This window comes from Nesterenkonia sandarakina, assembly GCF_013410215.1.
Classification (GTDB): domain Bacteria; phylum Actinomycetota; class Actinomycetes; order Actinomycetales; family Micrococcaceae; genus Nesterenkonia; species Nesterenkonia sandarakina.
In genome coordinates this window covers 1770737-1787181 of the sequence record NZ_JACCFQ010000001.1, presented here as the reverse complement: position 1 = coordinate 1787181, position 16445 = coordinate 1770737, and the positions used below count along the sequence as shown (strand labels likewise).

The 16445-nt window shown below is 67.3% G+C and carries 17 protein-coding genes and 2 tRNA genes; 9 read left to right on the top strand and 10 right to left on the bottom strand.

Features of this window, described 5'->3' with window-relative positions; genetic code table 11:
- Nucleotides 1-32: 32 nt before the first annotated feature.
- The 4 genes from HNR11_RS08235 to HNR11_RS08220 all read left to right on the top strand — a co-directional run bounded on the left by HNR11_RS08235 (nt 33) and on the right by HNR11_RS08220 (nt 3337).
- Entirely contained in the window at nt 33-419 is a 387-nt protein-coding gene (locus HNR11_RS08235) for a 6-pyruvoyl trahydropterin synthase family protein (RefSeq protein WP_058888499.1), read from the top strand.
- A 68-nt stretch (nt 420-487) separates the two neighbouring features.
- Nucleotides 488-561 (top strand) — tRNA-Ile (locus HNR11_RS08230).
- Between the two features lie 47 nt (nt 562-608).
- A complete protein-coding gene (locus HNR11_RS08225) occupies nt 609-2027 on the top strand; it encodes a Gfo/Idh/MocA family protein (protein ID WP_179441890.1) in 1419 nt (472 codons plus the stop codon).
- 14 nt (nt 2028-2041) lie between these two features.
- Nucleotides 2042-3337, top strand: coding sequence for a PQQ-dependent sugar dehydrogenase (locus tag HNR11_RS08220; RefSeq protein WP_246310360.1), 1296 nt, complete (start codon nt 2042-2044; stop codon nt 3335-3337).
- Nucleotides 3338-3420: 83 nt separating this feature from the next.
- Here the strand turns inward: HNR11_RS08220 and HNR11_RS08215 are convergent, their stop codons facing one another.
- The 3 genes from HNR11_RS08215 to HNR11_RS08205 are packed head-to-tail and all read right to left on the bottom strand — an operon-like array spanning nt 3421 to nt 6329.
- Nucleotides 3421-4716, bottom strand: a complete 1296-nt coding sequence (locus tag HNR11_RS08215) for a glycosyltransferase (protein WP_179441889.1) — start codon at nt 4714-4716, stop codon at nt 3421-3423.
- Nucleotides 4716-5357 carry a CDP-alcohol phosphatidyltransferase family protein gene (locus HNR11_RS08210; protein WP_179441888.1) on the bottom strand — a complete coding sequence of 214 codons (642 nt, stop codon included), beginning with the start codon at nt 5355-5357 and terminating at the stop codon, nt 4716-4718. Before HNR11_RS08210 ends, HNR11_RS08215 begins: the two co-directional genes overlap by 1 nt.
- 9 nt (nt 5358-5366) lie before the next feature.
- Nucleotides 5367-6329, bottom strand: coding sequence for a phage holin family protein (locus tag HNR11_RS08205; protein ID WP_179441887.1), 963 nt, complete (start codon nt 6327-6329; stop codon nt 5367-5369).
- Between the two features lie 80 nt (nt 6330-6409).
- On the opposite strand from HNR11_RS08205, the gene HNR11_RS08200 reads away from it, so the two are divergent.
- Nucleotides 6410-6856: an NINE protein gene (locus HNR11_RS08200; protein WP_179441886.1), complete on the top strand. Its 447-nt coding sequence runs from the start codon at nt 6410-6412 to the stop codon at nt 6854-6856.
- A 21-nt stretch (nt 6857-6877) separates the two neighbouring features.
- Here the strand turns inward: HNR11_RS08200 and HNR11_RS08195 are convergent, their stop codons facing one another.
- Nucleotides 6878-7747, bottom strand: coding sequence for a siderophore-interacting protein (locus HNR11_RS08195; protein ID WP_343050621.1), 870 nt, complete (start codon nt 7745-7747; stop codon nt 6878-6880).
- 235 nt (nt 7748-7982) lie between these two features.
- Here HNR11_RS08195 and HNR11_RS08190 point away from each other — a divergent pair, with 235 nt between their 5' ends.
- Complete coding sequence (locus HNR11_RS08190; protein WP_179441885.1) at nt 7983-8432, top strand: Hsp20 family protein; 450 nt, start codon at nt 7983-7985, stop codon at nt 8430-8432.
- Nucleotides 8433-8562: 130 nt separating this feature from the next.
- Here the strand turns inward: HNR11_RS08190 and purU are convergent, their stop codons facing one another.
- Both purU and HNR11_RS08180 read right to left on the bottom strand, forming a co-directional pair.
- A complete protein-coding gene (gene purU, locus HNR11_RS08185; protein ID WP_179441884.1) occupies nt 8563-9438 on the bottom strand; it encodes a formyltetrahydrofolate deformylase in 876 nt (291 codons plus the stop codon).
- 106 nt (nt 9439-9544) lie between these two features.
- Nucleotides 9545-9616, bottom strand: a tRNA-Asn gene (locus tag HNR11_RS08180).
- Between the two features lie 65 nt (nt 9617-9681).
- Here HNR11_RS08180 and HNR11_RS08175 point away from each other — a divergent pair.
- Nucleotides 9682-10287 (top strand): LOG family protein, encoded by a 606-nt coding sequence (locus HNR11_RS08175; protein WP_310735399.1) that lies wholly within the window; start codon nt 9682-9684, stop codon nt 10285-10287.
- 58 nt (nt 10288-10345) lie between these two features.
- On the opposite strand, the gene HNR11_RS08170 is transcribed toward HNR11_RS08175, so the two are convergent.
- The 3 genes from HNR11_RS08170 to dapE form a co-directional block, all read right to left on the bottom strand.
- Nucleotides 10346-10831 carry a GNAT family acetyltransferase gene (locus HNR11_RS08170; protein WP_179441883.1) on the bottom strand — a complete coding sequence of 162 codons (486 nt, stop codon included), beginning with the start codon at nt 10829-10831 and terminating at the stop codon, nt 10346-10348.
- A 5-nt stretch (nt 10832-10836) separates the two neighbouring features.
- Nucleotides 10837-11550, bottom strand: coding sequence for an SDR family oxidoreductase (locus tag HNR11_RS08165; protein WP_179441882.1), 714 nt, complete (start codon nt 11548-11550; stop codon nt 10837-10839).
- Nucleotides 11551-11629: 79 nt separating this feature from the next.
- Nucleotides 11630-12763: a succinyl-diaminopimelate desuccinylase gene (dapE, locus tag HNR11_RS08160; protein ID WP_179441881.1), complete on the bottom strand. Its 1134-nt coding sequence runs from the start codon at nt 12761-12763 to the stop codon at nt 11630-11632.
- Between the two features lie 87 nt (nt 12764-12850).
- On the opposite strand from dapE, the gene dapD reads away from it, so the two are divergent.
- Both dapD and HNR11_RS08150 read left to right on the top strand, forming a co-directional pair.
- A complete protein-coding gene (gene dapD, locus HNR11_RS08155) occupies nt 12851-13804 on the top strand; it encodes a 2,3,4,5-tetrahydropyridine-2,6-dicarboxylate N-succinyltransferase (protein WP_179441880.1) in 954 nt (317 codons plus the stop codon).
- Nucleotides 13805-13875: 71 nt separating this feature from the next.
- Nucleotides 13876-14940 (top strand): hypothetical protein, encoded by a 1065-nt coding sequence (locus HNR11_RS08150; protein WP_179441879.1) that lies wholly within the window; start codon nt 13876-13878, stop codon nt 14938-14940.
- 125 nt (nt 14941-15065) lie between these two features.
- Here HNR11_RS08150 and HNR11_RS08145 read toward each other — a convergent pair whose 3' ends face one another.
- Complete coding sequence (locus HNR11_RS08145) at nt 15066-16349, bottom strand: citrate synthase (RefSeq protein WP_058888489.1); 1284 nt, start codon at nt 16347-16349, stop codon at nt 15066-15068.
- Nucleotides 16350-16445: the final 96 nt, after the last annotated feature.

The window sequence follows — 16445 nt, the reverse complement described above, 5'->3', positions numbered from 1 at the left end:
CCGACCCCATCCACCACCCACCGAGGAGAGCCATGAGCCGCTTCCGTCTGACCGTCGATGACCACATCATGATCGCCCACAGCCTGCAGGACCCGTTCTTCGGGCCCGCGCAGAACCTGCACGGCGCCACGCTGAGCATCCAGGCCAGCTTCTTCCGAGACGGCCTGAACGAGTACGGCGTGGTGTTGGACATCGGCGCCGCCTCCGAGCTGCTCGCCGCCACCCTGGAGCCGCTGCGCTATCAGAACCTCGACGAGGTCGACGCCCTGGCCGGGAAGTTCACCACCACCGAGGTGATCATCGAACACATCGCCGAGACGCTGGCCGCCGGGCTGCCGGCCGATCATGGTCTGACCGCTCTGGAGGTCCAGGCCGAGGAGCACCCCCGGGCGCGCGCCTCGGTCTGGGTTCAGCTCTGACCGGAGACCCTCGGTAGTATGTCCGAGTGTCCTCGTCTGGCGGCCTCGCGCGGCGGACGAGGCCTCGAGGGGCGTTAGCTCAGTTGGTTAGAGCAGAGGACTCATAATCCTTTTGTCCTGGGTTCAAGTCCCAGACGCCCTACAGACAGGCGTGTTGACCCGCCGCGCACCGCATGTGATCGTGTTCACATGTCGAGCCAGCCTGAGAATCACCTCCTCGAAGCGGGGCAGCAACGGCCCTCACCTCTCGTACGCCCGGCTCCCTCACGCCCGGCGACCTCGGTCCCGGCAGTCCCCGAAACCCCGGCAGCCCCGGACCTCCGGCTCCCCGAGGAACCTGACTCACCCCTGGACCCGGGAGCTGGCCGGGTCAGCATCGGCATCGTCGGCGCCGGGCAGTTCTCCACGAGCTTCGCGACCCTGTGGCATCTGCACCCCCACGTGAGCCGGCTGAGCATCACGGATGTGATCCCGGAGCGAGCCGCCGCCCTGGCCGCCGAGTACGAGCTTGCGCAGACCATCGGCAGCTACCAGGAGCTGCTGGACTCGGACATTGACGCGGTCGCGATCTTCACCCAGCGCTGGACGCATGGCCCACTGGTGCTCCAGGCGCTGCGGGCTGGCAAGCATGTCTACTCCGCGGTGCCGATGGCGGTGGAGCTCACCGAGATCGAAGAGATCATCGCAGAGGTCCGACGCACCGGGCTGACCTACATGATGGGTGAGACCAGCTACTACAATCCGGCCACGGTCTACATGCGCGACCGCATCCGCAAGGGCGATCTCGGACGCGTCTTCTACACCGAGGGTGACTATGTCCATGACATGGACCTGGGCTTCTATGCCGCCTACCGGTACAGCGGTGGACCCGACTGGAAGGCCACCGCGAGCTATCCCCCGATGCTCTATCCCACGCACGCCATCGGCGGAGTCCTCGGTGCGCTGCCAGCCCGCGCAGTGAGCGTGAGCTGCATCGGCGTAGAAGATGATCGCGACGACGGCGTGTTCGACCGCGAGCTCAGCCAGTTCAACAACAGCTTCTCCAACGCCTCGGCGCTGTTCAAGCTCTCCGACGGCGGGGCCATGCGCACCAACGAGATGCGCCGGGTCGGCTACCCCTCCCCGATCAGAGAATCGCGCTTCCGATTCTTCGGCACCGAGGCCAGCTTCGAGCAGCTCGCGCATCAGACGGTCTGGAATGACAAACAGGAATCTCACGACATCTCCGCGGACTTCATCCCGGTGCGGCACCCTCAGCCCGAGGTCGCAGACCTCGACCCGGCCCTGCGCGCCGGCTTCAGCTCGGGAACGGCTGCGGTCCATGACCGCTCCAGGCTCCCCCGCGAGTATGACTACGCACCCAACGGCCACGAAGGGGCGCACCATTTCCTCGCCGATGACTTCATCCGGTCTCTGGTCACAGGAGAGTCCCCGCCGGTCAACGCGTGGCGCGCCGCGATGTTCACCGCCCCCGGGATCGTGGCACACGCCTCAGCCCTTGCCGGTGGCACGCAGCTGCCGATCCCGGACTTCGGCGCACTACCCTCGCCCTCGCTGTCGCCCCGACGCAACAGAACAACAGACCCGAGCCGGGGCCGCAGCTCATGAACTAGTGTCAGGTCATGGGACGTCTACCAGTGATATCGGCCGGAATCCTCACCTCGCTGCTGCTGGTCAGCTGCGCAGACTCCTCGGCGGAGCAGAACAGCGAAGGCGAGGACCCAGCTGCTGGGACCAGCACGGCCGAGACCAGCTCCGAGGCGGGCGACACCGCAGACACCGGCGGCGCCCCCGAGGACACGGAAGGACCCGACGCCGCTGAAGAAGATCCGTCGAGCTCCCCCGAAAGCTCCGACGCGGATTCCATGCCGTTCAGCGCCACCGAGCAGGGCAGCTACGACGCCCCCTGGGCGTTGGAGTTCCTGCCCGGCACCGAGCAGATGTTGATCACCAGCCGCTACGGTGAGCTCTTCCTGCGCAGCTCCGCCGAGGGCGCAGACGCCTCCGCGGACCTCAGCGTGACCGGGCTGCCAGAGGACATCGTCGTCGAGGGTCAGGGCGGGCTGGGCGACGTCGTCGTCGCCCCAGACTTCGAGGAGAGCCAGCGGGTCTACCTGAGCTGGGTGAACTCTTCGGAGGCAGGGACCGGGGCGGTCATCGGTCACGCGCAGCTGGTGGACTCCGGGGACAGCGCGGCGCTGGAGGACCTCACGGTGATCTGGGAGCAGGACCCCAAGACCTCCGGCTCAGGCCACTTCTCACACCGCCTCGCGTTCAGCCCCGACGGCGAGCATCTCTTCGTGACCTCCGGGGACCGTCAGCAGCTGGATCCGGCGCAGGACCTCTCCAGCGGTCTGGGCAAGGTGATGCGACTGACCCCCGAGGGCGAACCTGCCCCGGAGAACCCCTTCGCCGAGGACGGGGACGTCACCGAGGAGATCTGGACCTACGGCCACCGGAACCCGCTGGGCATCGACTTCGACTCCGAGGGGCAGCTCTGGGTCTCCGAGATGGGCCCCGAGGGAGGCGACGAGCTGAACCTGCTCGAGGCGGGTGAGAACTACGGCTGGCCCGAGGCGTCCAACGGCTCCCAGTATGGGGGCGCCGAGATCCCCGATCACACAGAGGGTGACGGTTTCGCACCCCCGGCCGCCTGGTGGACCCCGTCCATCTCTCCCGGCAGTCTGATGATCTATCAGGGAGAGATGTTCGACGACTGGGCCGACAGCGCGTTCCTCGGCGCGCTCTCCGGCGAGGCGCTGGTCCGGGTGGAGCTCGAGGGCGAGCAGGCCGGGCAGCAGGAGATCTGGGAGATGGGGGCCCGGATCCGAGACGTGGAACAGGCCCCGGACGGCAGCATCTGGATCATCGAGGACGGGGACGGTGCCGCCCTGCTGCGGCTGACCCCCGGAGAATAGCGCCCGACGTCGACCGTGGCGGCCCAGCGCCGCAGGTGAGGACAGCAGGTGAGGACAGTGGGTGAGGACCTGACCCCGCTCCGCTAGGGGGTTCGTCCCTCGATCCAGTCGGCTCCGCGGTAGAGCTTCTCGAAGGCATCCATCGTGGTCTTCAGGCTGTGCCGGCCGGCACGTTCCTGGCTGCGTTCGCCCATTCGGGTGCGTTGCTCTGGGCTCAGGGTGAACAGCTGCTCCAGCCGGGCGGCCAGATGTGCGGAGTTCCCGGGCTCGAACAGATAGCCGTTGACCCCCTCCTCGACCAGATGCGGCAGAGCCAGCGCGTCGGCGAGCACCACCGGCGTCCCGGCGGACATGGCCTCCAGTGAGACCAGCGACTGCAGCTCGGCGGTGCCCGGCTGGCAGAAGACGTCTGCCTCCAGATACGCCCGGCGCAGCGCGTCCTCATCGACGTGCCCGCGCATCCGCACCCGGTCCCCGAGGCCCAGCTGCTGGATCTGCGCGGCAAGCCCGGCGCGCTGCTCGCCATCACCGACGATGTCCAGCCCGATCCCGAGCGCAGGGTCGGTCTTCGCGATCGCCTCGATGAGCACGTCCACGTTCTTCTCCACCGCCAGCCGGCCCACGAAGAGCACCGTGGGGCGCGCAGGTGGGGTCAGCACCTCATCGGGGCCCAGCCGGTAGTAATCGACGTCGATCCCGTTGGAGAGCGGAAGCACCTTCTCAAAGCCTGCCCGCTGCATCATGGTGCGCGCCGCCAACGGGGTCGGTGTGGTCACCACGGCTGCCTTGCCCATCAGCTTGCCCATGTCCCGCCACGAGTTCTTCGCCACGATCCGGCGGAACCAGTCGGGGAACGGCAGGAACGGATCCAGGTTCTCAGGCATGAAGTGGTTGGTGGCGATGGTGCGCACGCCACGCTCCGCGGCCGCGTCGATCGCTGCCTTGCCGATCATGTAATGGCACTGCACGTGGACGACGTCGGGCTGCAGCTCATCCATCAGCCGTCGCATGGCCGGTTCCACCAGCCAGGGCAGGCAGAGCCGGATGTACTCATGCGTCGGGGCCTTGAAGGAACGGAACCGGTGTACGGTCGCCTCATCGGTGTGTTCCACCATGTCAGGCCCGCGGCTGGTCCGCGCCGCGGCGATGTGCACCTCGTGACCGCGGGCCGCCATGCTCTTCGCGAGCCGATGACTGAAGACGGCGGCACCATTGACGTCCGGAGGATAGGTGTCTGCCGCGATCAGGATGCGCAGCTTCGGCTCACCATGATTCCCGGGGTTGGTCCCCGGTGTCGTCTGGGTCTTCTCAGAGGTCGCCTCGGAGGATGTCTCAGCGGGCTCCTCACCGGGAGCATCGACGGGCACGGCGTTCACCATCAGGGGGTCACATCCTCCTCTACGCCCGGATGGGCCTGTTCGCGGCGCAGTCGCGCCGCCGTCTGACGGGCCTTGATGAAGTAATCGACAGAAGCAATGATATGCAGGGCTGAACCCAGGGCCAGCAGCGCCAGCGCGAGGGCGGGGACCAGGCTCTCGCGCAGCATTCCGGTGGATCCCAGCAGCGCCAGGGGCAGCCCGACCAGCAGGCAGGCGGTCCGGATCTTGCCCAGCACGGTCACCTTCAGCGGCGGCGGGCCTTTGAAGAGCAGATAGGTGTTGACGGAGAGGACCAGGTCTGGGATGACCACCGCGAGCAGCACCCAGAGCGGTATCACGTCGAAGCCGACCAGGGTCGCGCTGACGATGATCAGAGCAAGCCGATCCGCCACCGGGTCCAGCCACTGACCCACCGTGGACATCTGATCGAAGCGCCGGGCGATGTACCCGTCGATCCAGTCCGTGCTGGAGAGCACCGCGAGCACCCAGAAGGCGGCGAGATACTCACCCTGGGCCACCAGCCAGACGAAGATCGGGATCAGCGGGAACCGCAGCACCGTGATGATGTTGGGCACGGTCCAGAAGGTCTCGCGAACGGTGTACTCGAAGCCGTCCTGGGTCCCGGCGCCGATCAGTCTCACCGGGGAAGTTTACTTCTTCACAAGCTCACGCAGGAAGACCGCACCTGCAGCGGCGGAACCGGCGACCACCGCGAGCGGCTTCCACCGGGCGGCCACGAACTCGCCGGCCGCGTGGGCGCTCGACTCCTGGTCCGCAGCCGGGACGCCGACGATCTCAGGCTCCTCGGAGGTGACGCGCACCGGCTCACCGGCCGCACCCCGGGTCTTGCCCGTGGGCGGGACCGGGTCCGCGGAGCCGCGCTTCTCCGGCTTCGGCTTGGAACCGCCGCGAGCCTTGGAGCTGAGTCGGTCGGCCCGGTCCTTGACGTTCTCGGCCTTGTCCTTGACGTTCTCCGCGATGTTCCGGGAGCCGGAGGTGATCTGGTCCTGCAGGGACGCCAGATGATCGCGGCGCAGACCGGTGCGGCGCAGCAGCTCGCTGTAGGTGGGCGGCGTCGGGGAGCCCGAACCGGGGGTCTTGGCGTCCTTCTTGGCCTGCTCGGCCGCCTGACGCTTGGCCTCTTCCTTCTTTCGGCGCTTCTCGGCATCGGCCTTGTCCAGGCTCTGCGGATCGAAGCGCGTACCCTCGCGGGCGACTCCGAGGTCGAGGCGGAACCCGCGGATCGCGTCCTCGGGCAGCAGCGGCATCGTCTTCTTCAGCTTGAGCAGTCCTATCAGCGCGAAGATCAGCGCGATCACCAAGAAGATGCCTGCCACGATCAGCGCTGCGGCCCAGAGCTCGAAGATCAGAGAGAGCGCCGCCACGGCGGCCACGATGAGCGCCACCACCAGGAAGGTCAGGAAGACGACGCCGACCACCATGAGCGCCACGGCGATGCCTGCGGCCACGCCCTTGGTCTTCATCTGGGCGATGGCCAGCTGGATCTCATCGTTGATCTGCTTGGGGCCAAGTCGCAGCACGACCTTGATCACATCGAGCAGCGACGTACGGGGCGGCGTGCCCTTCGTACGGCCGGTTCCTGGCTGAGACAAGACTGCGCCTCCATATAAGTGATGGTGCTCAAGGGTGGGTGTTCAGTTCACTACAAACTACCACCTATACGATTGAGAACATGGCCGATCAGTACGATTTCGAAGAGCTCTACGCCAACACCTATACCGAGGCTGACCGGCGCGCTTACGAGTCCCAGCCGACCTCGAGGAAACGTTTTGCGATCGCTTGGCTCCTGACACTTCTCCTGGGTCCCGCAGGGGCTCATCGGTGGTATCTGGACCGGAGGGTCTCGGCGGTGCTGATGGCCGTGGTGAGCGTCGCCGCCGTCGTGCTGATGGTCCTGGGTCAGACCAGTCTGGGGCTGCTCTGCGTGACCGTGGCCTTCGCCTGGCCCTTGCTGGACATGATCATGCTGCTCGCCGGGTCGATGCGGGACACCCAGGACCGGCGTCTGGCCGGGCACCGCGAGCGCGCCGGGATGTTCTCTGCGATCACCGTGGTGCTGCTGGCGCTGCTGCTGATGGCGGCGCTGGTCATCGGCACCAGCTCAGGGGTGGCGGGCTGAGCGAGATCCGCGACTGAGGACTCAACCCTCGAGCTGGCCCACCGGGGTGCGCTTCTCTGCCTGGAACTGATCCTCGATCCGACCGTGCGCCCAATAGGCCGAGAGTGACATCGCCTTGCGATCCAGGCCCTTCTGGTCCACCAGCATCCGGCGGATCCGCTTCATCTGGGCGCGCTCGCCATGGACGAAGACCTGGACATCGCCCTCCGGAACGCTCAGCTGCTCCAGATACTCCGCGAGCATCGTGGTCTCAGGGCTGAACTCCGCCTCACGATGCAGCCAGATCAGGTCCATCCCGGCGGGGACATCAAGAGGCTGACGCTCCGTGGCGTCGCGGACCTCGACGACGGCGACGCCGCGCGCGTCCTCGGGCATCGACTCCAGCGCGGAGGCGATCGCGGGCAGCGCCGCCTCGTCCCCGGCCAGAAGATGCCACTGGGCCTCCGCGCGCGGGGCGTAGCCGCTGCCTGGGCCGAAGAAGCTGATCTCATCACCGAGGCGCGCCTGCTTCGCCCAGACCCCCGCCCGACCAACGTCCCCATGGACCACGAAGTCCACCCAGATCTGCTCCCGGGCATGATCCACGTGGCGGATGGTGTAGGTCCGGGTCACCGGCATCTGCTCGGTGCTCAGCTGCTCGCGCAGAGCCTCCATGTCATAGGGCCGGCGCAGGTCCACGCCCTGCGCGGCAGCGGCGTCGGCATCGAGGTTCTGGGGCAGGAAGAGCAGCTTGATGTACTGGTCCGTGGCGGGAGACTCCCCCACAGACTTGAACTCGATCGCGGCGAACCCGGGGCCGCCCAGGACGAGGCGGATCATATGCGGGCTGAGCTGCGTCACGTCCTGGACCGTGAGGACGTGCTGGACGCGCGTTTTCTTCGACTTGGACACTCCGGCACTCTAATCGAACCCAGCGCCTGAGCGAAGGCCACCCTCAGCTCAGGGCCGTTGTATTGCATCAGGATGACCTGCTGGAATCACGGAGTCGCTACGCTGAGTCACGTCGGAAAAGTTGAGTGCATCATGCTCAACTTCGGAATATACTGGAGACAGGTTCCGTTGGAACCCATGCCGCAAGGCGCCAAACCTGTCCCCATAGAGCAATGAGTACAAGGAGCTGATTGCTGTGATCAACAACTCTCTGACCCGCCTGGACCCCTTCGCCCTGATCGACGACGTGTTCCGTTCCGTCCGGGCCCCCTCGATGGACGCCGCGCAGCGGCAGGGCGGATTCGTCCCGGCGGTCGACGCGCATCGCGACGGCGAGGACCTGGTGCTGCGCGCGGATCTCCCCGGCGTCGACCCGGAGAAGGATGTCGCGGTGGAGCTGACCGGCCGCACACTGACCGTCTCCGGTGAACGCCGCAGCGAGACCGAGGCCGAGGGGCTGCGCGAGGTGCGCTACGGGTCCTTCTCCCGCACCGTGACCCTTCCGGGAGAGGTCTCCAGCGACGCGATCTCCGCGAGCTACGAATCCGGTGTCCTCACGGTCCGCGTGACAGGGGTCTACGCCACCGAACAGCCGCGCAAGATCACGATCTCCTCGACCGAGCGCGAGAAGAAGATCGAATCCTGACCCTCCCCCACCCCCACTCCCCTTTTCGTTGAGGGGCGGATTCTACGGCTGATTCATGGGCGGAAAAGCCCAAACTAGTCGCAGAATCCGCCCCTCAGCGGAGGGAGGGGGGATAGAGAGGAAGGAGGCTCTAGAAGACGATGGTGGTGCCGCCGTTGCGGATCACGCGGTCTTCGCAGTGCCACTTCACCGCGCGCGAGAGCACGGCGCGCTCCACGTCGGCGCCGAAGCGGGTGAGCTGGGCGACGTCGTCGCTGTGTGAGACCCGGATGACGTCCTGTTCGATGATCGGGCCCTCGTCGAGGTCCTTGGTCACGTAGTGGGCCGTGGCGCCGATCAGCTTGACCCCCCGGTCAGCTGCCTTCTGGTAGGGCCCGGCCCCGATGAAGGCGGGCAGGAAGCTGTGGTGGATGTTGATCACCGGAGCGCCCACCTGCTCGAGGAAATCCTCGGAGATGATCTGCATGTACCGGGCGAGCACGATCATGTCGACATTGCCCTGCAGCAGCTCCAGGTGCCGGGCCTCGGCTGCCGCCTTGTCACCGTTGACCACAGGCACGTGAAAATAAGGAATCCCGAAGGGCCGGACATCCTCGGCCAGGTCGGCGTGGTTGGAGATCACCATGACGATGTCCATCGGGATCTCACCCCGGCGGTGCCGCCACAGCAGATCCAGCAGGCAGTGGTCGGTCTTGGACGCGAAGATCGCCACCCGCTTGGGCTGATCCGCCGCGGTCAGCGAATACTCCATGGAGAAGCCGTCCGCCAGCTTGGTCCGGATCGCCTCCTCCACCGCGGGCTTGGCCGCAGCCAGGCCGGGCAGGTGGAACACGGTGCGCTGGAAGAAGCGCCCCTCCTCCACCCCGGTGGAGTACTGGTCCAGGCTGATGATGTTGCCGCCGACCTCCGCGATCAGCTCCGAGACGGCCGCGACGATCCCCGGCTGGTCCGGGCAGGAGATGATCAGCCGGGCAATGTCATGGGTCTTCGTCTCAGGGGCGCGCATCTAGTCTCCGAATCAGATTCAGCAGGTCAGGGCCGCAGGACGGCCTCGCAGGGAAAACACTATGGCATGAAAAACGCCCCCGCCCGTGAGGGCGAGGGCGGATCTGCTCCCCCAGTTGGATTCGAACCAACAACCGCTCGATTAACAGTCGAGTGCTCTGCCGTTGAGCTATGGAGGATTGCGACTGAAAAAGTCTAGCAGGGGATCCCGGTGGCTGTGAAATCGCTGTGGAACTATAGAGCTGTGACCTCTATTTCACTGGACACCCCAGCATCCGCCCCTGCCCCACGGTTCCATGCTCTCACGGTATTCACCGGCTCCGCCTCCGGGGCCGACCTGGACTACACCGAGGAGGTCCGCCGCCTGGGCACCGCGCTGGCGGGCGCGGAGATCAGCGTGGTCTACGGCGGGGGCAAGGTCGGGCTGATGGGGCAGATCGCCGACGCCGCCCTAGAGGCTGGCGGTGAGGTGCACGGGATCATCCCTGAGGTGCTCATCGGCCGCGAGGTGGGCCATCACGGCCTGACCTCGCTGGAGATCGTTGAGGATATGCACACCCGAAAATCCCGGATGGCGGAGCTCGGCGACGGCTTCATCGCGCTGCCTGGGGGCATGGGCACACTCGAGGAGTTCTTCGAGGTCTGGACCTGGCAATACCTGGGGCTGCACAACAAGCCGGTGGGACTCTACAACGTCAAGGGCTTCTGGGATCCGCTGCTGGCGATGGTGGATCACATGGTCGACGAGGGTTTCATGTCCGCCTGGCGCCGCGAGGCACTGGTGATCAGCGCGGACCCGCAGGATCTGATCTCGCAGCTGCGTGCCTGGACGCCTCCCGCGGGACACTGAACGCAGCCCAGGAGACTCAGCCTTGTGGACTCAGTCCAGGAGACTCAGCCCCCGGAACTCAACCCCTTGCCTGGGGCTCCCCCACACCGACCTCGGTCTCGCTCCCCGCCTCGAGCCCGGCCTGAAGCTCGGTGTCCAGCCAGCGGCCCAGCACCACCGTGTCCTGGTCGGTGTAGCCCAATTTCCGGTAGAAGTCCTGGACTTCAGCGTTCTCCTGCCGAACCATGAGCATCAGCTTGGGCACTCCGCGCTGACGCAGCCAGTCCTCGGCCCCGGCGAGCAGCACCTTGCCGAGACCCTGGCCCTGCTGCCGGGAGTCCACGGCGAGGTAGTAGATCCAGCCGCGGTGTCCGTCCTGGCCCACCATCACCGTGCCGGAGAGCCGACCTGCGGCGTCGAGCGCGGCGAGCACCGTGGACTCTTCCCCGGTGAGGGCTCGCTGGCAGTCCTCGTGCGGGTCGTTCCAGGGGCGGGTGAGCCCAGCCTGGTGCCAGAGATCCGCGGCGGCGTCGATGAGCTCTTCGGGCAGCTCGGTGACGTGCATGTCGGTCACTTCTGGACCGGGCGGATGGAGATGCTCTCCACCATCGAGGCGTCCTCCATGTCCACCACGGTGCGCGCCGCCTCGGCGATGGCCTGTGGGGAGATGTAGATGCCGCCGTCGTAATTCTGGTTGCCCATGGACTGCTGAAGTGCAACCTGCATATCTGTGTCCACCCGGCCGGGGTGGATCGAGGTGACCTTGATCCGGCCGCGCTCCTCCTCACGCAGCGCGTCGGTGAGCGCGCGCAGCGCGAACTTGGTCCCGGAGTACATCGAGCTCCCGGGTCCGGCGGTGAATCCGGCGCCGGAGTTGATGCTGAGCATCTGCCCGGAGGATTCGCGCAGCAGCGGCAGCCCGGCGCGGGTCAGCTCGGCGACGGCGAAGACGTTGACTGTGAACATCTCTTGGAACTGGGCCGGGGAGCTCTCCGCCACCGGGTTCATCCAGGCCAGCCCGGCTGAGTGGACCATCACGTCCAGTCGGGTGAGCGCGGCCTTCTCCAGCGCCGGGGCGATGGCCTCGAGATCGGTCAGATCCACCAGGAACGGCTCCGCGCTGGGCAGGGCCTGCACCACGGCGTCCACGGTCTCGGGGTTGGTCCCGCCGACCAGGATGTGGTGGTCGCGGCCGAGCTCTTCGGCGATGGCCTTGCCGATGCCGCGGGAGGCTCCGGTGATCAGGGCGACTGGACGGGTGCTGGAGGTCTGCTTCTCGGTCATGAGATCAGCCTAGAGGATCCGCCCCGGCGCTCACCCGGCACGCGACCGGCGCTCAGCCGTGCACCTCTGACTCCGCGGTTCAGCCTCCCAGCAGCCAGCGGTGCAGCGCCGTGTGGCAGTCCCGCAGCGCCTGCGCGGTGACGTGTTCATCATCGGAATGGGCCAGCAGCGGATCCCCGGGACCGAAGTTCACGGCGGGGACTCCCTGAGCGGAGAAGCGTGCCACATCGGTCCAGCCGTATTTCGGCATCGGCTCCCCACCCACGGCGGCGATGAACGCCTGGGCCGCCGGATGGTCCAGACCGGGGCGCGCGGCCGAGGAGCTGTCCGTGACCTTCTGCTGGCCTGCGCTGATCCCGGCTTCGGCGAGGACCTCGCGGACGTGGGCGTGGGCCTGCTCCTCCGTCTTGTCCGGGGCGAAGCGGTAGTTGATCTCCACCACGGTGGAATCCGGGATGACGTTTCCGGCCACCCCGCCGCGGATGCGGACCGCGTTGAGCCCCTCGCGGTAGTCCAGGCCCTCCACCGTGATGGTCTGCGGCGTGTAGTCGCTGAGCACCTGCAGCAGCCCGGCGGCCCCGTGGATCGCGTTCTCCCCCATCCAGGCGCGTCCGGAATGCGCGGCGACCCCCGGGATCGTGACCTCGAAGCGGCAGGTGCCGTTGCACCCACCCTCGACCACCCCGTGGGTGGGTTCCAGCAGGACTGCGAAGTCCCCGTCCAGCAGCTCCGGCACGCTGCGCATCACCCGACCGAGTCCGGACTTGCTGGCCTCGACCTCCTCGTGGTCGTAGAAGACCCAGGTGATGTCGCGGTCCAGGGACCCGCCCGCGGCCAGGTGAGCGGCGACGTCGTCGGCCAGCTTCAGCTGCACCGCCACGCCGCCCTTCATGTCGGTGGCGCCGCGGCCATAGAGCACCTGCTCGCCGTCGATCTGCTCCCAGCTCGGCGGGACCGTGCCGCGGGAACCCGGGGTGCTCGGCAGCGGCACGGTGTCCAGGTGCCCGGCCAGGATGATCCGCTGCCCGGCACCGGTCTCGGTGCGCGCGATGATCGTGTCCCCGTCGCGGTGCAGACTCAGGCCGCCGAGGTCCTGCAGCGCCGACTCCACGGCGTCGGCCAGGGCCTTCTCATTGCCGGAGACAGATTCGCAGGCGATGATCGCCTCGGTGAGCGCGGCGACGTCGCCGGAGAGCAGAGCGCGGATATCCATCCGTTCAGCCTAGGCGAACCCCACCGCAACGGGGACCCGCATTCCCGAAGCCCTGGGCTCCGGCACAGGAAAAAGTAGGATGGTGCCATGAGCACTGAGAATCGAACTGCATCCGGCCATGGCCTCGCCACGGTGACCACCGACGGCACCGTCCTGGACACCTGGTTCCCGCGCCCGGTGATGACCCCCCTGTCTGAGAACGACGACGCCGAGCTGATCGCCTCGCTGCAGGCCGCCACCGGCACGGATCCCGAGCGCGGCGTCACCACCGAGGTGGTCTCCGTGGAGTCGGATCTGGACTCCGAGGCGAGTTCCACCTCCGATGTGTGGCTGCGTCTGCACCTGCTCTCCCACCGTCTGGTCACCCCGCGCAGCATCAACCTCGACGGAATCTTCGGGCACCTGAGCAACGTGGTCTGGACCAACTTCGGCCCCTGCGCGGTGGCCGGGTTCGAGACCACCCGGCTGAAGCTGCGCGCCCGCGGGCACGTCAGCGTGCACTCGATCGACAAGTTCCCGCGCCTGGTGGACTACGTCACCCCCTCGGGTGTGCGCATCGGCGACGCGGACCGGGTGCGCCTGGGCGCACACCTGGCCGAGGGCACCACCGTGATGCACGAAGGCTTCGTGAACTTCAACGCCGGCACCCTGGGCACCTCCATGGTGGAGGGACGCATCTCCGCCGGGGTCGTGGTCGGCGACGGCACCGACATCGGCGGCGGCGCATCCATCATGGGCACCCTCTCCGGAGGCGGCAAGGAGAAGATCACCCTGGGCGAGCGTGTGCTGCTCGGCGCGAACTCCGGTGTGGGGATCTCGGTCGGGGACGACTGCGTGATCGAGGCCGGGCTCTACGTCACCGCCGGCACCAAGGTCTCGGTGCTCGCCGATGACCGCACCGTGATGGACACCGTGAAGGCTTCCGCGCTCTCCGGCGTGCCGAACCTGCTCTTCCGCCGCGACTCGCTCACCGGCGCCGTTCAGGCCGTCCCGCGCAAGGGCCAGAAGGTCGAGCTCAACGCCGCCCTGCACCGCAACTGATCAGCCCGTCCAGGCACCGTGGAACGGGCACGCCGTCGCGCCCACGCAGCCCCTGAACCGAGAGGTCCTCGATGAGCCCGCGCGCTGATCGCCCCATCACCGTCACCCGTACCGTCTACCGACGCCGTCGCCGAGTCAAGGCCGTTGCGGCGATCACCGTGGTCGCCGCCGCCGTCGGCGCCACCGGCTACGGGGCCTGGCAGTTCATCGAGGAGAACGAGTACCTCCTCGATGAACGCTGCTCGGTCACGGTGGGCGAGGTGGAGCATCGGCTCACCCCGGCGCAGACCTACTCTGCGGCGCATCTGGCCGCCGCCGCCGCAGAGCGGGAGCTGCCGGTGCAGGCGGCCACCGACGCGATCGCGATCTCGCTCCAGGAGACCGATCTGGAGAACCGTGCGGGCCCCACGGCCCAGCCAGCGGAGGAGGACGCTGAGGCTGAGGAAGGCGACTCTGAGCAGCCCTCCCCGGCGCCGGTGCTCTTCGCCGACGGCGGACCACAGTGGGATGCCGTGAGCGCCACCAGCTCCACCCCGAGAACCGCCGAGGACTTCTACGCACGCCTGGTGGAGAGTCGCGACGGCGAGGGCGAGGGCGAGGGCGAGCTGGCATGGTCACCTGAGCTGGGGATGGAGGAATCCGCCGAAGCGCTGGGGCGGCCGCAGAATCCGACGTTCTACCCGCAGCACGAGGAGCTGGCGCGGGCCTTCGCGCGTCCGCTCACCGGGGTGCAGCCGATGGTGATGACCTGCCAGCTCAGCCAGATCGATGTCCCGGGCCCCGACGCCGAAGGCCTGCGCGGGGAGCTGGAGGGCTCTCTCTCCGGCATGCTCGGAGCCGAGGCGGTGGCCGTGGAAGGCTCCGGCGAGTCGGCCATCGTGCGGGTCTCGGTCAGCGACGTCGAGGACGACGCCGGGGTCACCGAGGCCAGCTCTGAGGAGGACTCCGAGGACGCCGCGACCGAACGCAGCGAGCCGGAATGGCTGCTCGCGCAGTGGGCCGTGGCCGCCGCGGAGACCTACGGGGTGCAGTCGGTCCACGCCGGGGCCTACCAGTGGCACCGCGACTCCGGCCGCTGGGAACGGGTGGAGTCGGTCAGCGAGGACGCCGTGGTGATCGGCTTCTCCCGGCGCTGACCGCCCCGCCAAAAACATCGCCTCGCCAAAAACGTTGAGCGGCGGATTCTGCGAACAGTTTGGGCCGTAAAGGCCATCAACTGCTCGCAGAATCCGCCGCTCAACGAAAGAGAGTGCGCGGAGGGTCAGGCTCCGGGGTAGTTCCGCTCCGGCTCGCCGATGTAGAGCTGGCGGGGCCGACCGATCTTGGTGGAGGGATCCTCGATCATCTCGCGCCACTGGGCGATCCAGCCGGGGAGCCGGCCCAGCGCGAAGAGCACCGTGAACATCTTCTCCGGGAAGCCCATGGCCTTGTAGATCAGCCCGGTGTAGAAGTCCACGTTCGGGTAGAGCTTGCGCTCGATGAAGTAGTCGTCCTCCAGCGCCTTCTGCTCCAGGCGCTGGGCGATGTCGAAGAGCTCGTCGTCGCCGCCGAGCTTGGCCAGCAGGTCATCGGCGAGGCCCTTGACCACCCGGGCGCGCGGGTCGTAGTTCTTGTAGACCCGGTGCCCGAAGCCCATCAGGCGGACGCCGGCCTCCTTGTTCTTGACCTTCTCCATGAAGGCCTCCGGGCTGACGTCACCGGACTGGATCTGGCGCAGCATCCCCAGCACGGCCTCGTTGGCGCCGCCGTGGGCGGGGCCGTAGAGCGCGTTGATCCCGGCGGAGACCGAGGCGAAGAGGTTCGCCTGCGAGGACCCCACCAGGCGCACGGTGGAGGTGGAGCAGTTCTGCTCGTGGTCCGCATGCAGGATCAGCAGCGTGTCCAGGGCCTTGACCATGTCCGGGTCCAGCTCGAACTGCTCGGCAGGCACGCCGAAGCAGCCGCGGATCAGGTTCTCCACCAGGGTGAGGTTGTTGTCCGGGTAGAGCATCGGCTGACCGATGGACTTCTTATACGCGTAGGCCGCGATGGTGGGCACCTTCGCGAGCATCCGGTACGTGGAGCGCTCCACGTGGTCCTTGTTGAAGGGATCCAGCGAGTCCGGGTAGTAGGTGGAGAGCGCGGAGACCGCGGAGGAGAGCACCGGCATCGGGTGCGCGTCGCGGGGGAAGCCGCCGAAGAAGTCGCGCAGCTCCTCGTGGAGCAGGGTGTGCCGACGGGTGACGTTGTCGAAGTCGGTGAGCTGCTGCTGGGTGGGCAGCTCGCCGTAGATCAGCAGGTAGGAGACCTCGAGGAAGCTGGAGTGCTCGGCGAGCTGCTCGATCGGGTAGCCGCGGTAGCGCAGGATGCCAGCATCGCCGTCGATGTAGGTGATCGCAGACTTCGCGTTGGCGGTGTTCATGAAGCCGGGGTCATAGGTGACGGCTCCGGTGGTCTTCAGCAGGGGCGCGATATCGAGACCGACATTGCCCTCCACCGCGGACTGCACGGGTAGTTCCAGATCTCCCCCCTGATAATTCAGGCGGGCAGAGGTCTGCTCAGTCATGGGTCTCCTTATCAGACACACTCGGGGGACATCATGACAAACCTACCGTCTGGTCACCGTCGGTTGCCAGTTGTGTCCTGGTTCACCCGGTTCGAG

Bases quoted from the DNA above. Each gene is read 5' to 3' on its own strand.
- HNR11_RS08235 (WP_058888499.1), top strand. From the start codon at position 33: ATGAGCCGCTTCCGTCTGACCGTCGATGACCACATCATGATCGCCCAC.
- HNR11_RS08225 (WP_179441890.1), top strand. From the start codon at position 609: ATGTCGAGCCAGCCTGAGAATCACCTCCTCGAAGCGGGGCAGCAACGG.
- HNR11_RS08220 (WP_246310360.1), top strand. From the start codon at position 2,042: ATGGGACGTCTACCAGTGATATCGGCCGGAATCCTCACCTCGCTGCTG.
- HNR11_RS08215 (WP_179441889.1), bottom strand. From the start codon at position 4,716: ATGGTGAACGCCGTGCCCGTCGATGCTCCCGGTGAGGAGCCCGCTGAG.
- HNR11_RS08200 (WP_179441886.1), top strand. From the start codon at position 6,410: ATGGCCGATCAGTACGATTTCGAAGAGCTCTACGCCAACACCTATACC.
- purU (WP_179441884.1), bottom strand. From the start codon at position 9,438: ATGCGCGCCCCTGAGACGAAGACCCATGACATTGCCCGGCTGATCATC.
- HNR11_RS08170 (WP_179441883.1), bottom strand. From the start codon at position 10,831: ATGCACGTCACCGAGCTGCCCGAAGAGCTCATCGACGCCGCCGCGGAT.
- HNR11_RS08165 (WP_179441882.1), bottom strand. From the start codon at position 11,550: ATGACCGAGAAGCAGACCTCCAGCACCCGTCCAGTCGCCCTGATCACC.
- dapE (WP_179441881.1), bottom strand. From the start codon at position 12,763: ATGGATATCCGCGCTCTGCTCTCCGGCGACGTCGCCGCGCTCACCGAG.
- dapD (WP_179441880.1), top strand. From the start codon at position 12,851: ATGAGCACTGAGAATCGAACTGCATCCGGCCATGGCCTCGCCACGGTG.
- HNR11_RS08150 (WP_179441879.1), top strand. From the start codon at position 13,876: ATGAGCCCGCGCGCTGATCGCCCCATCACCGTCACCCGTACCGTCTAC.
- HNR11_RS08145 (WP_058888489.1), bottom strand. From the start codon at position 16,349: ATGACTGAGCAGACCTCTGCCCGCCTGAATTATCAGGGGGGAGATCTG.